11 protein-coding genes, 2 pseudogenes and 1 other annotated feature are annotated in these 14,471 nt (G+C 74.3%); of the genes and pseudogenes, 5 read left to right on the forward strand and 8 right to left on the reverse strand.

Annotated features, from left to right (window positions below):
* Positions 1 to 94: 94 nt before the first annotated feature.
* Positions 95 to 1,391: pseudogene (locus ICW24_RS16085) on the reverse strand (IS3 family transposase).
* Positions 965 to 1,114, reverse strand: a sequence feature (AL1L pseudoknot). Its footprint overlaps the pseudogene before it by 150 nt.
* 55 nt (positions 1,392 to 1,446) lie before the next feature.
* Positions 1,447 to 1,683: pseudogene (locus tag ICW24_RS16090) on the reverse strand (transposase); the annotation flags it as partial.
* 318 nt (positions 1,684 to 2,001) lie between these two features.
* Here ICW24_RS16090 and ICW24_RS16095 point away from each other — a divergent pair.
* Both ICW24_RS16095 and ICW24_RS16100 read left to right on the forward strand, forming a co-directional pair.
* A complete protein-coding gene (locus tag ICW24_RS16095) occupies positions 2,002 to 2,730 on the forward strand; it encodes a class I SAM-dependent methyltransferase (RefSeq protein WP_226346741.1) in 729 nt (242 codons plus the stop codon).
* Positions 2,727 to 4,289 (forward strand): FAD-dependent oxidoreductase, encoded by a 1,563-nt coding sequence (locus ICW24_RS16100; RefSeq protein ID WP_307781363.1) that lies wholly within the window; start codon positions 2,727 to 2,729, stop codon positions 4,287 to 4,289. Before ICW24_RS16095 ends, ICW24_RS16100 begins: the two co-directional genes overlap by 4 nt.
* A 57-nt stretch (positions 4,290 to 4,346) precedes the next feature.
* Here ICW24_RS16100 and ICW24_RS16105 read toward each other — a convergent pair whose 3' ends face one another.
* The 6 genes from ICW24_RS16105 to ICW24_RS16130 form a co-directional block, all read right to left on the reverse strand.
* On the reverse strand, positions 4,347 to 4,760 hold the full coding sequence (locus ICW24_RS16105; RefSeq protein WP_226346742.1) for a VOC family protein: 414 nt from the start codon (positions 4,758 to 4,760) through the stop codon (positions 4,347 to 4,349).
* Positions 4,761 to 4,840: 80 nt separating this feature from the next.
* A complete protein-coding gene (locus ICW24_RS19790) occupies positions 4,841 to 6,046 on the reverse strand; it encodes an FAD-dependent oxidoreductase (RefSeq protein ID WP_226346743.1) in 1,206 nt (401 codons plus the stop codon).
* Entirely contained in the window at positions 6,040 to 8,217 is a 2,178-nt protein-coding gene (locus ICW24_RS16115) for a DUF5914 domain-containing protein (RefSeq protein ID WP_226346744.1), read from the reverse strand. Before ICW24_RS16115 ends, ICW24_RS19790 begins: the two co-directional genes overlap by 7 nt.
* Before the next feature lie 10 nt (positions 8,218 to 8,227).
* A complete protein-coding gene (crtI, locus tag ICW24_RS16120; protein WP_226346745.1) occupies positions 8,228 to 9,760 on the reverse strand; it encodes a phytoene desaturase family protein in 1,533 nt (510 codons plus the stop codon).
* Positions 9,757 to 10,443, reverse strand: a complete 687-nt coding sequence (idi, locus tag ICW24_RS16125) for an isopentenyl-diphosphate Delta-isomerase (protein ID WP_264176699.1) — start codon at positions 10,441 to 10,443, stop codon at positions 9,757 to 9,759. The genes crtI and idi overlap by 4 nt, the downstream gene beginning before the upstream one ends.
* Positions 10,440 to 11,807 carry a cryptochrome/photolyase family protein gene (locus tag ICW24_RS16130; RefSeq protein WP_226346746.1) on the reverse strand — a complete coding sequence of 456 codons (1,368 nt, stop codon included), beginning with the start codon at positions 11,805 to 11,807 and terminating at the stop codon, positions 10,440 to 10,442. The genes idi and ICW24_RS16130 overlap by 4 nt, the downstream gene beginning before the upstream one ends.
* Positions 11,808 to 11,913: 106 nt before the next feature.
* Between ICW24_RS16130 and ICW24_RS16135 the strand changes: the two genes are divergently transcribed.
* From ICW24_RS16135 to ICW24_RS16145, 3 genes are all read left to right on the forward strand, one after another.
* Positions 11,914 to 12,408 (forward strand): MarR family winged helix-turn-helix transcriptional regulator, encoded by a 495-nt coding sequence (locus ICW24_RS16135; RefSeq protein ID WP_226346747.1) that lies wholly within the window; start codon positions 11,914 to 11,916, stop codon positions 12,406 to 12,408.
* A gap of 262 nt (positions 12,409 to 12,670) precedes the next feature.
* Complete coding sequence (locus ICW24_RS16140; RefSeq protein ID WP_226346748.1) at positions 12,671 to 13,150, forward strand: pyridoxamine 5'-phosphate oxidase family protein; 480 nt, start codon at positions 12,671 to 12,673, stop codon at positions 13,148 to 13,150.
* 46 nt (positions 13,151 to 13,196) lie between these two features.
* On the forward strand, positions 13,197 to 14,471 hold the full coding sequence (locus ICW24_RS16145) for an MFS transporter (protein WP_226346749.1): 1,275 nt from the start codon (positions 13,197 to 13,199) through the stop codon (positions 14,469 to 14,471).

Below are 14,471 nucleotides of genomic sequence, written 5' to 3' on the forward strand. Positions count from 1 at the left end.
TGCGGCCCTCTCGAACGGCGCTGGCGTGCCATCACCTCGTAGCACGGACGCACTTCTGGCCGACTGAATCGCCCCGGGTTTCGTGGAGGCTGGGTTAGGTGGATCCGGCCTCGGTGAGGACCGGGTTCTGACGGTAGTGCTTCGCCGACTGAGATGCCCAGTAGTTGGCCTCGAGCTCGGCTGGTGGGACGAGTCCGACCTCGCCGTGAAGTCGTCGGTGGTTGAACCAGTCGACGTACTCGGCGACGGCGATCTCGACGTCGCCGACGTTCTTCCAGCCGCCGACGGGCCGCATGATCGCGTTGCGGATGCACTCGAACTTGAACAGCGAGTTGAGCGCCTCGGCCATGGCAGTGTCGTAGCTATCGCCCTTCGACCCGACGGATGCGACGGCCTCGGCCTCGGCGAGCCGTTCGGTGTATCGGATGGCTCGATACTGGACGCCTCTGTCGCTGTGGTGGATCAGGCTGTTGACGTCCTGGCCGGCGCGCTGCCGGGCCCACAGCCCCATGTCGAGGGCGTCGAGTGCGAGGTCGGTGCGTAGCGGCGTGGACACCTGCCAGCCGACGATCATCCGGCTGAACACGTCCAGGACGAACGCGACGTACGTCCAGCCCGAGTGGGTGCGTACGTAGGTCAGATCGGCCACCCACAGCTGGTTCGGCGCGGTCGCGATGAACTTCCGGTCGACGAGGTCTTCGGGCCGCTCGGTCTGGGCACCGTCGCCGATGGTGGTCTTGCGGGTCTTCTCCCGCGGGATACCGCGCAGGCCGTCGGCCTTCATCAGCCGCTCGACGGTGCAGCGGGCAACGGTGACGCCCTCACGGCCCAGCTCAGCGTGGATCTTCCGGGCTCCGTAGACGCCGAGGTTGGCCTTGTGCGCGGTCCGAATGTCGGTGATCAGCTCAGCGTCACGGACCGCTCGTGCCGAAGGCGGCCGCTTCTGGGCGGCGTAGTAGGTGCTCGGGGCGATCTGCACGCCTGCGTCCTTCAAGACGCCGCAGATCGGCTCGACCCCGAACGCCTCGCGGTACTGGTCGACGTAGTCGACGGCCACCGCGGTGGGCACCTCTACCTGATCTTGCGGTCGAGCTCCGCGGCCGCGAAAAAAGCTGCGGACGTCTTCAGAATCTCGTTGGCCCGGCGCAGTTCACGGACTTCACGCTCAAGCTCGGCCAGCCGTTGCGCGTCATCGGTCGTGGTGCCCGGTCGAACACCGCCGTCGATCTCGGCCTGCCGGACCCAGGTCCGCAGCGCTTCGGGATGCACCCCAAGCTGGTCGGCGACCCCTTGATCGCCCCACGCGCGGACTCCGGGTCCTTCCGGGCGTCCATCGCCATCCGCGTCGCCCGCTGCTGGAGCTCAACGCTGTACTTCCTCGGTGCCGCCATGACTCTCATCATCCTTCCCAGGATTCAGAGCCTCCATCAGACCCGGGGCGATTCAGGTCTTCGTCCGCGTTCCGTTGCGGGGGTTGCCGCTGCCACGCCCTGCGACGGCGTGCTTGTCATACCCCAGATGGGTCGACATCTCCTCATCGAGGGCGGCCTCGATCACGGACTTCGTCAGTGCTTTGAGCAGACCGTTCGGGCCCGTCAGCGCCACCACGGAGTCCTGGGCCTGACGGACCAGGCCGGTGATCACCGCAAGCTCGTCCTTCGACAGCTCACGATCCGCTCCCAGGGACGCCGGCTGCGTCGGCACCCCCGCCGCGGCGTTCTGCTGTTCCTCATTGGGTCCACGCCCACCAGTGTCTCGGTCATGGAACGACCCTTCAGCTCCTGCAGGAGCACTCGGGCCGGTTACACCGTTTCTGCGACAGTCCCGCTGCCCGGCCCCTCGGCCGGGCGCTTCGCGGACGAGACGATCGGCCGCCGCATGCGGTGCGCACCCCCGGGGTGGCCGGCGCGTCGTGATCTGACAAGGTGGTGCCACTCTCACGGTCACGGTGGCCGACGCCGGAGGCGTCGCCGTCGACCGGCCGGACGAAAGGACCCACACGTGGCCGAGCAGCTCGACCTCGAGACCGGATTCGACGAGGCGGCGCCGAGGTACGACCTCCTCGTCGCCCTCAACCCCGGCTACCACCACCACCTGCGGGCCGGCGCCCGCGACCTCGTCGACCCTCTGGCCGCCGACGCCGGGGGCGCGTCCAGCCTCGTCGACCTCGGCTGCGGGTCGGGGGCCTCGACGATCGCACTCACCCTCGCCGCGCCCGGCGCCCGGGTCGTCGGCGTGGACGCCTCCTCCGGGATGCTCGCCCAGGCCCGCCGCAAGCCCTGGCCCGACGGCGTCGAGTTCATCCACTCCGCGGCCCAGCGCTTCGACGCGGTGCTCGCGGACCGGGGGATCGGCGCGGTCGACGGCGTCTTCGCCGCCTACCTCCTGCGCAACGTGCCCGATCACCAGCGCGACGACGTCGTCACCGCGGTCGCCTCGGCCCTGCGCCCCGGCGGACGGTTCGTCACCCAGGAGTACTCGGTGGCCGGGCGGCCGCTCGCGATCGGCGTCTGGAGCCTCGTGTGCTGGCTCGTCGTCGTGCCCCTGTCGGTCATCGTGCGGGGCCACCCGCGCCTGTACCGCTACCTGTGGCGCAGCGTGCTCGACTTCGACTCCACCGCGGTCCTGGCCGACCGCTTCCGCCGCGCGGGCCTCGTCGACGTCCGCGTGAGCACCGTCGGCGGCTGGCAGCGGGGCATCCTGCACACCGTCAGCGGCCGTCGACCGTGAGCGCCGCCGAGCCCGGCGCCCGGTTCCCCGGCCGCGACCCCCGCGCCGTCCGCCACCCCGGCGCCCCGGGCGCCCGGCGCGTGGAGCAGGACCGTCACGTGGCCGTCGTCGGCGGCGGCATCGCGGGTCTGGCCGCGGCCGCCGGGCTCGCCGAGCGCGGGGTGCGCGTCACTCTCCTCGAGGCGTTGCCGCAGCTCGGCGGGCGCGTGGCCGCCTGGCCGGTCGGTCAGGGCGACGGCTCATCGTCCGCGCCACGGACGATGAGCCGTGGCTTCCACGCCTTCTTTCGGCAGTACTACAATCTGCGCGCCCTGCTGCGGCGGGCCGACCCGGAACTGTCGCGGCTGCGACCGGTGCCCGACTACCCGCTCGTGCGCGCCGATGGGGTCCGCGACTCGTTCGCCGCCATCCCCCGCACGCCGCCGTGGAGCCTGATCGGGTTCGTCCGGCAGAGCCCGACCTTCCCGCTGCGGGCGCTCGCGCGCGTGGACCTCCGGGCGGCCCTCGACCTCGTCGACGTCGACTACCCCGCCTCCTACCCCGCCTACGACGGGGTCAGCGCGCAGGACGTGCTCGACCGGCTCCGGTTCCCGCAGGACGCCCGCCACCTCGCGCTCGAGGTGTTCGCCCGCTCGTTCTTCGCGCACCCGAGCGAGTTCTCCGGTGGCGAGCTCGTCGCGATGTTCCACACGTACTTCACCGGCTCGGCCGAGGGCCTCCTCTTCGACGTGCCCGACGACGACTACGACACCGCCCTGTGGGGTCCGCTGGGCGGGTATCTCGCCGGGCTCGGGGTCCGGACGCGCACGTGGTCGGGCGTCGACCACGTCGACCTGACCGGGGAACGCGCCGCCGTGCACGTCTCGGGCGAGCGGATGGAGGTCGACGGCGTCGTCCTCGCCACCGACCCCCGGACGACCCGCCGCCTCGTGGGGGAGGGCGCCGGGCTCGACGCGGCGTGGCGGGACCGCGTCCTCGCCGGCCGCAACGCCCCCCCGTTCGCGGTGAGCCGGCTGTGGCTCGATCGCCCTGTCGACCCGCGCCGCGAGGCATTCCTCGGGACCGCGGGCTACGAGCTGCTCGACAACGTCACCGTCCTCGAGCGCTTCGAGGCCGGCGCCGCGCGCTGGTCCGACACGCACGGCGGGTCGGTCGTCGAACTGCACGGCTACGCCCTCGACCCGGACCGCGACCCCCGCGTGGCCGACCACGCCTGGGTGGCCGCCACCCTGCGGGACGAGCTCGCCGCCGTCTACCCCGAGACCGCGCAGGCGCAGACCCGGCACGAGGAGCTGCTCGTCCTCGACGACTGCGGCCTCGTCGGCACGTCGCCGTGGGCGGAGCGGCCGGGGGTGCGCACCCCCGACCCGCGGCTCGTCCTCGCCGGCGACGCCGTGCGCACCGACCTGCCGGTCGCGCTCATGGAACGCGCCGCGACCACCGGCCTCGAGGCCGCCAACGAGCTGCTGGGCGGGTGGGGCGCCGCGGGGCACGACCGCTGGAGCGTGCCCATGCGCGGGCTCTTGCGCCGCCTGCCCGGCCGGGGCCGGCGACGCTGAGCCTCGCTGAGGGCTGCGCGGGCCGAGGTCGTCGTGACCTGTCGAGGGGCGACGGCATCACTCGGGCGCGTGGCAGACGGCCTCCACGTTGACGCCGTCGGGGTCGTTCACGAACGCGCCGTAGTAGGTGGGGTGGTACTCGGCGCGCACGGCGGGGGCGTCGCGCGACGTGGCTCCGGCGGCGAGCGCCGCCTCGTGGAAGGCGCGGACGTCGTCCCGCGTGGGCACGGTGAACGCGACATGCGGGGGCGGGTCGGACGGGCGGCCCTGCACGAGCCAGAAGAACGGCTTGTGCTCCCACCCGAAGCCGTGCATCCACGGGCCGTCGGGACCGGTCGCGCCGGGCGGGACGTCCATGAGGCTGACGATGCCGATTGACTCCAGGGCGGGTGCGTAGAACGCGAGCGCGCGTTCCATATCGGAGACGACGATGTTGAGGTGATCGAGACGGGAGCCGGTGAAGTCGGGCACGGGAACCTCCGGGGCGGATCGGCGGTGGACGCGCTTACTGTGCCCGGCCCAGCGGACGGATCCTGTCCGCTGACCCGTTCCTACGATCGGCGCAGCAGCGCCGCGGCCCGGCCGGCGAGCGACACGGCCCCCAGGGTCGCGGCGGTGGGGACCCGGCCCCGCAGGCGGCGCTGCCACGTCAACGGAGCCAACGACTCCGCGACGGCGGCGGGCGCGTAGCCGAGCATCTCGGCGTACGCGCGCTCGACCGCCTCGGGCACGGCCTCGGGCAGCGACTCCGTCTCCCGCAGGGCCCGGGCGAGGCCGCCGGCGTCTCGGATGGCCGTGCTACCGCCCACGCCGCCCGTCGCGGGCATCGGGTGCACCGCGTCCCCGAGCACCGCGACCCGACCGGCCGAGCGCACCCAGTCCTCGCTCGGCGCCCAGAACGGGAAGCTCGCCACCCCGTCCGGGTCGGAGGCCGCGACGAGGTCGCGCAACGGGGCGGCCCACCCCCGCAGCCGGCGCACGGCCTCGGTGCGCAGCTCGGCGCCGGTGGCCCCGCGCAGGTCGGCGCCGAAATGGCGCGGGGCGGCCGCGATGCTCCACAGCAGTTCCGGGCGATCGGGCCGGCTGCGGTCGAGGGTGAGGAACGCGCCGAGGCCGTCGGGACCCAGCGCGAACGCCGGCCCCGTGAGCAGCGGCGACGCGGCGCGAGGGCCGCCCCAGCCGGCGACGGCGTCGACGTCGACGCCCGCCGTGCCCGCGATGGCGACGACGTCCACGGGGCGGCACGTCGCACCGCCCCGCAGCGGCCGCGCCACGCTCGAGCCCGTCCCGTCGGCGGCCACGAGCAGGTCGAACCGGTCGCTGCGCCCGTCGGAGAACGACACGGTCACGCCGTCGCCGTCGGCGGCCCAGGCGGTCACCCGGGTGCCCCACCGCACCGCTCCCGCCTCCTGCGCGAGGACCTCCCGCAGCCTCGGCCGCGCGACGAGCAGCGCGGGCCCGTCGTCGACGGGCAGGACGATCCGCGCCCGCAGCCGCGCGTCGAGGACCGCGAACGTCCGCAGGGCACGCTCGTCCTCGCCGGCCCCGCGGAGCTCCCGCCACAGCCGCGGGGGCAGCGTCGCGGACAGCACGTCCACCGCGGGAGTCGTCAGGTGGATGCGGTACCCGCTCGTGTCGCCGGGTCCGGCGGAGGGGTCGACGAGCGTGACGTCCCAGCGCTCGTCGAGCGCGCAGGCGAGGGTCGCTCCGGCCAGGCCGGCGCCGGCGATGCAGACCCTCGCCCGAGGGCTCACCACGGCCCGCCGCCCTCGTCGCCGAGGCGGTCGGGCCGTTCCGTGCGCTCGGCGCGCCGCTCGATCCGGCGCGCACGCACGAGGTGCCGGCGCTCGGCGTACTCGAGGTCGTCGACCCACAGCTGTCGCTGGGTGCGTTCCATGAGGGGCCGGACGATCGGCGCGAGCCGCCGTGCGAGGGCGAAACCGGGCCGGGGGGAGTGGGCCACCGTCGCCTCGACCATCATCGTCAGCGGCCGCCCGTCGCAGTCCACCCCGAACGGCGTCGCGTGGGTCTCGACGACGCTGCCGGCGCCCTCGCCCTTCGTGATGTGCATCGCGATCGTGCGGGCGTCCGGGCACGTGAACTCCGCCGTCACCGGCACGCCCCACGTCTTGTCGAGGCGGAAGGTCACGTCGGTGACGAGCCGGTCGTCGGTACTCGCCTCCTCGTCGACGACGAGGTGGCTGAACGCGTACGGGTGGAACCACGCGCCGTGCCACGGGTCGAGGCGGTTGGCGATGATGTCGGCCGGCTCGCAGCGCCCGGGGACGGCGATCACCGACGCGATCGACGCCGCGGCCGGCGGGCGAGCGGTGAGGGTGGGCGCGTCGGCGGGCTCCTCGCCCGGGGTGGGCAGCCGCACCCACAGCAGCACCCCGTCGTCGAGCGCCGGGTAGGGGGACCACAGCCGGTCCCCGTCGGCGTTCAGGGCGAGCCCGTGCCACCGGCACAACAGGCTCGAACCGACGACGGTGCACCCGTGCAGGCTCGCGCCCATGTGCGGGCACTCGCCGGGCCCGGCCACGAAGCGCCCGTCGGCTCCCCGCCAGAGCACGACCTCGCGCCCGAGAACGGTGCGCACGACCGACGTCGCCCCCACGTCGGTCGACGCGCCGACGACGTGCCACCCGCCCGGGTCGCGCTGCTGGGCGCGGCGCAGGGCCTTCGCGATCCGCGGCACGCTCGCCTGCCGCCACGTCGTGCGCAGGTGCGCCTCGTCGGGCTGCGGCATCCGCTTGATCGGGATGTCGGGGCGGGCGAGCACCCGCGCGAGGCGGGACCCGCCGCGCTCCTCTCGCACGTCGGGGTCGAACGCCGGGGCCGTCCCCGCCCCGCGGGCGAGCACGTCGGCGACAACGATGGCCTTGTCGGCCCGCGAGACCCGCTGCCGCTGCGAGAAGACGTCGTAGTCGGCCCGCTCGATGCGGGTGAGGATCTCGGAGTACATCCGGTGCGCGACGGCGACGCATCGCCCGGACGCACCCGGCAGGAGGTCGATGCCCGGGCGCGCCTGTTCGTACAGCTCCCGGTTGCGGGCGATCTGCGCCGCGAGGAACGCGCGCCACGCCGGGGTCACCTCCCGCGACCACGGGTCGGCGCCGTACGCGGCGAGCTCGTCGGCGGGCAGGTAGACCCGGCCGCGATCGAGGTCCTCGCCCACGTCGCGGAGGAAGTTCGTCAGCTGGAACGCGAGCCCGAGGGCCCGCGCCGGGCCGCGGGCCGCCTCGCGGTCGGCCGGCTCGAGGACCGGCAGCATCATCTCGCCGATGACGGCCGCCGACCCCTCCATGTAACCGTCGCGCAGCTCGGCCCAGCTCGCCCATGAGTCGCGCGTGAGGTCGAGGCGCATCGCGCCGAAGAACCGGTCGAAGCAGTCGAGGGGGATGTCGCGGCGCGTGATCGTGTCGACGATCGCCGCCATGATCGGGTCGTCCACGCGCCCCGGGCCCGCGGCCAGGGAGTCGCGGAACCACGCCTCGAACGCCTCGAGCCGCTGCTTCGGACCGACGCCGCGCACCGACGCGAGCAGCCGCGGGTCGAGGTCGTAGCCGTCGAGGCCGGGTCCGTCGTCGTGGGCCGCGTCGCGGGCGGCGATCGCGTCCCCGTCCGACCCCGGCGTCAACACGTGCGTCCCGTCGAGCAGACCGACCTTCTCGGGTTCGTCGACGATGTCGTCGGCGAGGCGGCACAGCGCGTACACGGCGTAGACGTCCCGGCGCTGCGCCGGCGCGAGGAGCTGCGTGCCCCACCAGTACGTCGTGCCGTGGGCCCGGGTGATGTCCGCGCACCGCTCGTACCCCACGCGCAGCCGCTCGGAGGCCACCCGCTCGCCGGCGGCGCCCTGGAGGGAACTCGTCGGCGTCGCCTCGGCGCGGCCCGGTCGCGTCCCGGGGAGAACCCGCAGACTCATCGCACGCTCCTCACGCGTCGTACGCCGCGACCCGCGCGGCGGCCAGCTTTCCGGAGATCAGCACCATCGGGACGCCGACGCCCGGCACGGTGCCCGAGCCCGCGAAGAACACGCCGGGCCGCCGCTTCTCGACGTTGGGCGGCCGGAACGGGCCCGTCTGCGCGAACGTGTGCGCGAGGGCGAACGGCGTGCCTGCCGCCATGCCCTGCGCCTCCCACTGCACGGGCCCGACGAACTCGTCGGTGACGACGTCGGTCGGGTAGCCCTCGGCGTCGAGGAACCCCAAGAGCCGCTCCTTCATCCGCGGCTCCTCCGCGGCCCAGTCGATGCGGCCGACGGCGAGGTTCGGCACCGGCTCGAGCACGTACAGCGTCGAGCACCCGTCGGGCGCCGCCTCCGTGTCGTGCAGCGAGTGCGCGGTGACGAGCCGCGACGGGTCGCTCATGAGCGTGCCCCGCTTCAGCAGGTCGTCGAAGGCGCCCTCCCACTCCGCTCCGAAGTGGATGTTGTGGTGGGCCGCCTGCGGCGGCAGCTCGCCGCGGACCCCGAGGTGCCAGACGACGGCCGACGGCGAGTAGTCGCCGCCGCGGACGCCCGCGACGCCGCGCGGCGGGGTGAGGTCGGGCAGCAGCCGTTCGTAGGCCACGGGCAGGTCGGGGGTGAGGACGACCGAGGCGGCCTCGATCCGCTCCCCGCCCTCGAGCTCGACGCCGGTGACCTCGCCCGACGCGGCGGTCGTCAGCCGCGACACGCCCTGCCCGTAGCGGAACTCGACCCCGGCCCGTTCGGCCGCGGCCGCCATCGCGGCCGGCACGGCGCGCATGCCGCCTGCCGGGAACCAGACCCCCTCGATGGAGTCCATGTACGTGATGACCGCGTAGATCGCGAGCGCGTCGTTCGGCGCCAATCCGGCGTACATGGCCTGGAACGAGAAGAGGCGGTGCAGCCGTTCGTCGCGGAACCGCCGCGCGATGGCGGGCCCCAGCCGGCCGAAGCCCCCGAGCCGCAGGAGCTCCGCCGCCGCCCGCGGACTGCGCAGCAGGTCGATCGGGGAGTCGAAGTTCGCGTCGATGAAGTGCGGCATCTCGGCGATGTACAGCTTGCGCAGCCAGACGACGAACTCGTCGAAGGCGGCGGCGTCGAGGCTGCCGCTCTGGGCCGCGATCTCGGCGCGCATCGCCTCGTGGCCGTGCCGGACGTGCAGGGTCGATCCGTCCGCGAACCGGCCGCGGTAGGCGGGGTCGAGCAGCGTGAGGTCGAGCTCGTCGTGCACGCGGGTGCCGACGGCCCGCATCGCCTCGTCGATGAGGTCGACCATGGTCAGCACGGTCGGGCCGGTGTCGAAGGTGAACCCGTCTCGGACGAGGACGCCGTTCCGGCCGCCGGGGCCGTCCTCGCGCTCGACGACGACGACCTCGCGGCCCTGGGCGCGCAGGTGGCAGGCGGCGGACAGGCCGGCGAGGCCGGCGCCCACGACGACGACCGGGCGCCCTCGGCCGGATCGGTCGCCCCGGGCGGGCCCGGTCCGGTGCGTCGGGCTCATCGCGGCACCTCGTTGGGGTGGACGGCGCGCAGGCGGGCGCCGAGGGGGGTGGCCACGAGGCGGGCGTCGACGTGCGGCACCTGCAGGACGGACCACGGGCTGAACACGGCCGGCGTCGCGGCGACGGCCCGGGCGTAGTCGGCCCAGGGGATCCAGGAGTGCTCGACGACCTCGGCCGGGTCGGCCCGCACCGGGCCGCGCGCGGTGCCCACGTAGACCGGGCACACCTCGTTCTCGACGACGCCGCTCGCGTCCACCGCCCGGTAGCGGAAGTCGGGGACGACCGGGGTCACGTCCTGCACGTCGAGCCCCAGCTCCTCACGCACCCGCCGACGGACCGCGACGACCGGGTCCTCGTTCGGGCGGGGGTGCCCGCAGCAGGAGTTCGTCCACACGCCCGGCCACGTCTTCTTGCTCAGGGCGCGGCGCGTGATGAGCACCCGCCCCTCGTCGTCGAAGAGGTGGATCGAGAACGCGAGGTGCAAGGGGGTGTCGGAGCCGTGCACGGCCAGGCGCGGTGCGCGCCCGATGGCGGTGCCGTCCTCGTCGAGGAGGACGACGTCGTCGTCGGTGCCGGAAACTGCCGTGGTGCCGGCGAGGTGGGTGGCGCCGGTGATGTCGGTGTCCGCGGTGGGCTGCGGGTCGGTCCGGGCGATGTCGGGGCGGGGGGCGGGTGCGGTCATGCCGTGGCGGCCTCGTACCGGGCGAGCGTCTCGCGACGCTCCTCGGCGTGATCGACGATGGGTCGGGGATACCCGTGATCGTAGGCGCCGTCCGCGGTCCAGGGCTCGTGGACCGCCTTCCCGCGGACGTGCGCCAGCTCGGGGACGTAGGTGCGGACGTAGTCGCCGTCCGGGTCGAACTTGTGCCCCTGCGTCACGGGGTTGAACACGCGGAAGTACGGCGAGGCGTCGGTGCCGGTGCCGGCGACCCATTGCCAGCCGTGGTTGTTCGAGGCGAGATCGCCGTCGCGCAGGTGGTCGAGGAAGTGGCGCGCGCCGTGCGGCCACCAGATGTGCAGGTCCTTGGTGAGGAAGGACGCGACGACCATCCGCACCCGGTTGTGCACCCAGCCCCGGGTGAGGAGCTGGCGCATCCCGGCGTCGACGAAGGGGTAGCCCGTCGTGCCCGTGCACCACGCCTCGAGCGCCTCGCGGGCCGCGCCGTCGGTCTCCGGGTCGTCGTAGCGCAGCTGGGCGAGGGTGTCGCGGTAGTCGTGCCACGCCGACCTCGGGTGGTGCCAGACGACGTCGGCGTAGAATTCGCGCCACGCGAGCTCGGTGACGAACTTCTGGGCCGACGTGCTCGCGCCGGCCTCGTGGGCGGCGATGTCGGCGAGCATCGTGCGCGGGTGGATCGTGCCGTACTTGAGGTGCTCCGACATGCGGGACGTGACGTCGAGGTCGGCCCGGTCGCGCTCGGAGCCGTACGTGGCGAGGTCCTCGTCGAGGAACTCGCGCCACCGGGTGAGCGCCGGCACGTCCTGCCCGGGCGCGTCGTCGATCTCCGGCAGCGCGTCCAGGCCCTCGGAGTCGACGCGGCGGCAGAAGCGCAGGCCTGCCGGAGCGCTCTCCGGGGCAGGCCAGCCGTGGTCGCGCCACGCCCGGGAGAACGGGGTGAACACCTGATACGGTGAGCCGCTCGTCGTGCGGACCTGACCGGGGGAGACGGCGTACGGGGTGCCGGCGGCGTGCATGGGCACGTCGCCCAGGGCATCATGGACGCGGCGCCCGCGGAGCCGGCCGTAGGGGGTCGACTCGCCGCTGACGTGCACGCTGCTCGCCCCGGCCTCTTGCACGACCCGGGGCACGACGGTGGCCGGATCGCCGCTGCGCACGACGAGCGAGCCGTCGTACTCCTCGTGCGCCTGGACGAGGGCCCAGCGCAGCGAGGCGAGCCGGGCGCGGCCCGCGCTCGCGAGCAGCGTGGGGTCGAGAACGAAGAGGGGAAGGACGTCCCCGCCGGTGGCGGCTTCGTGGGCGGCGTGAAGTGCGGGATGATCGTGCAAGCGGAGGTCTCGACGGAGCCACAGCACTGTCGTCGCCACCCGTGATTCCTTCCCCGATCGAGGGCGACGGTGTCACCATCGACGAAGGACTGCGGCCGCCCGGCGCAGTCGGCATCATTCGACCATCGAACGACAAGGTTGGCAAATGGGGACCCCGAGCAAGACCTCGGCCGCGGTGGGTCATCCCGTCATCGAGCGCGTCCGCGCCCTGTCGGTCGAGACGCAGAATTACGTCGACGCCGTCGCGCGCCGCCTCGGCCTGCACCGCTCCGACGTGGCCGCCATCGGCTCCCTCACCGCCGCGGAGCGCGCCGGTGAGACCGTCACGCCCGGGGAGCTGGCCCGGCGCGCCCACCTGTCGGCCGCCGCGATCTCCGCCATGCTCGACCGCCTCGAGCGGGCGCACCACCTCCGTCGCGACCGGCACGAGACCGACGGACGGCGCGTCGTCGTCGACCTGACGCCGTTGGCCCGCCGCACGAGCCGCACGATGTTCCGCCCGCTCCTCGACGCCCAGCAGGAGACCCTGACCGGGTACACCGCCGAGGAGCTCGACATCGCCGCCCGCGTCATGGCCGACCTCACCGAGGCCGCCCGCGTGGCGAGCGCCGGGTCGTTGCCCGAACCGCCGCGGGACTGAGCGGTTCTCACCGGCCGGCGTCCCCCGCCCCGACCGGCCCGAGCATGCGACGGCCCTGCTCGTCGACCCCGCTCGACGGGGGCGGCCCCGATGTGCGCGATCCCGGCATGAGGGCGCGGGGTACCGGGTAGGTCTTCCTACGACGGTCGAAGGATCGTCGTCGCACGCTTCCCGCGTGCGCCTCAGCCACCGGCCCGGGCCGGCCGGCGTGCCCCGGCGACGGGCGCCCGGCCACGCGGGCCGATCACGTCAGGAGTGACGCATGACGGACAAGGACGGGGCCGCGAAGGTCACCGAGCTCATCAAGGGCCAGAAGGTCGCGATGCTCACGCACGTCGACGGCACGGGCCGGCTCGTCGCGCAGCCGATGGCCACGCAGGACGTCGACTTCGGCGGCGACGTGTGGTTCATCGCCGAGCGCAACTCCGCGAAGGTCGCGGACCTGCGCGTCAACCCGAAGGTCAACGTCGCCTACTCGGGCAAGGGCACCTGGGTGTCGGTGGCCGGCACGGCGGAGGTCGTCGACGACGTCGACCGCCTCCGCGAGTACTGGGACTCGTTCACCGACGCGTGGATGCAGGGCGGGCCCGAGAACCCGAACAACATCCTCATCCACGTCGTCGCGGACACCGCGGAGTACTGGGACACCCCCGGCGGGGCCGTCACCCAGGTCGCGAACTTCGTCAAGGCCAAGGCGACGGGCAGCCGTATCGAGGGTGACAACGAGGTCGTCGACCTCTGAGGTCGGCGCCGCAAGCGACGCCACGCGTGCCACGAGGCCGGGACCGATGAGCCGTCTGCGCGGGATCGCGCTCGCGGCCGGTCTCGGCCTCGCGCTGCTCGCGGCGGCCCTCGACCAGAGCATCGTCGCGACCGCGCTGCCCACGATCGTCGACGACCTCGCCGGGGACGCGGCGGGTCAGGCCCTCGCCTGGGTGGCCACGTCGTACGTGCTCGCGGCGACGCTCGCGATGCCGGTCCACGGCCGGATCGGCGATCGCTTCGGCCGACGCCGCGCGCTCGTGGGGGCGCTGGCGGTCTTCCTCGCCGGCTCGATCGGCGCGGCGCTCGCCCCGACCGTGGCCGCGCTCGTCGCGACGCGGTTCGTGCAGGGCCTCGGCGGGGGCGGCCTCCTCGTGCTCGTGCAGGCGTGCGTCGCGGACGTCGTGCCCGAGCGCTCGCGGGCGCCCTACCTCGCGGCCGTCGGCGCCGTGTTCGCGATGTCCTCCGTCGCGGGGCCACCCCTCGGCGGGTGGCTGGCCGAGGGGCCCGGGTGGCGCTGGGCGTTCTGGCTGAACGTCCCGATCGCGCTCGCGGGGCTGGCCGTCGTGCTCGCCGTGCTGGCGCCCGGCGCGCCGGCCCGGGCGAGCACGGACGACGCGCGTGGCGCACCGGGCGCACCCCGGGCGTGGTGGCGCCGGCGGAACGTGCGCCTGGCGATGGGCGGCGGGCTCGTGCTCGCCGTCGTCTTCTTCGGGGTCGTCGCGTACGTGCCCGCCTACCTGCAGTACGCGCTCGGGCTGTCGCCGTCCGCGGCCGGGCGGTGGATGCTCGTCCTCATGGGCGGCCTCGGGGTGGGCACGCTCGCCGCCGCGGGCGTCGTCCGGGTGACCGGGCGGTACCGGAGGCTGCCCCTGCTGGGCGCGGGATTCGCCGCGGCGGGCCTGCTCGTCCTGTCGACCGCGCCGCCCGATGCCGGGATGCCGCGCGTCGCGGCGGGGCTCGCGCTCGTCGGCCTCGGCATCGGCGTGACCTGGGACGTCCTGCTGCTCGCCGTGCAGGCCGACGCCCCCGCGGACCAGGTCGGGACCGCCACCGCGGCCTACGGGTTCGCCCGCGAGGTGGGGGTGACGATCGGGACCGCCCTCGTGGGAACGGTGTTCGCGTCGCGGGTCGCCGTTCTCGTCGGGACCGGTCGGCCGGCGGCCGACGACTACTCGCGCGCCTTCCTGCCCATTCTCGCGGCCGGGGTGCCGATCCTCGCGCTCGCGGCCGTGGCCTTCGCCTTCCTGGCACCGGTTCCGCTCGCCCGCCGAAGCACCGCACCGGCCGACCGGGAATGA

Source organism: Agilicoccus flavus (assembly GCF_014857905.1).
In the GTDB taxonomy this organism is placed as follows: Bacteria; Actinomycetota; Actinomycetes; order Actinomycetales; family Dermatophilaceae; genus Agilicoccus; species Agilicoccus flavus.

Bases quoted from the DNA above. Each gene is read 5' to 3' on its own strand.
- ICW24_RS16115 (WP_226346744.1), bottom strand. From the start codon at position 8,217: ATGAGTCTGCGGGTTCTCCCCGGGACGCGACCGGGCCGCGCCGAGGCG.
- crtI (WP_226346745.1), bottom strand. From the start codon at position 9,760: ATGAGCCCGACGCACCGGACCGGGCCCGCCCGGGGCGACCGATCCGGC.
- idi (WP_264176699.1), bottom strand. From the start codon at position 10,443: ATGACCGCACCCGCCCCCCGCCCCGACATCGCCCGGACCGACCCGCAG.
- ICW24_RS16135 (WP_226346747.1), top strand. From the start codon at position 11,914: ATGGGGACCCCGAGCAAGACCTCGGCCGCGGTGGGTCATCCCGTCATC.
- ICW24_RS16140 (WP_226346748.1), top strand. From the start codon at position 12,671: ATGACGGACAAGGACGGGGCCGCGAAGGTCACCGAGCTCATCAAGGGC.
- ICW24_RS16145 (WP_226346749.1), top strand. From the start codon at position 13,197: ATGAGCCGTCTGCGCGGGATCGCGCTCGCGGCCGGTCTCGGCCTCGCG.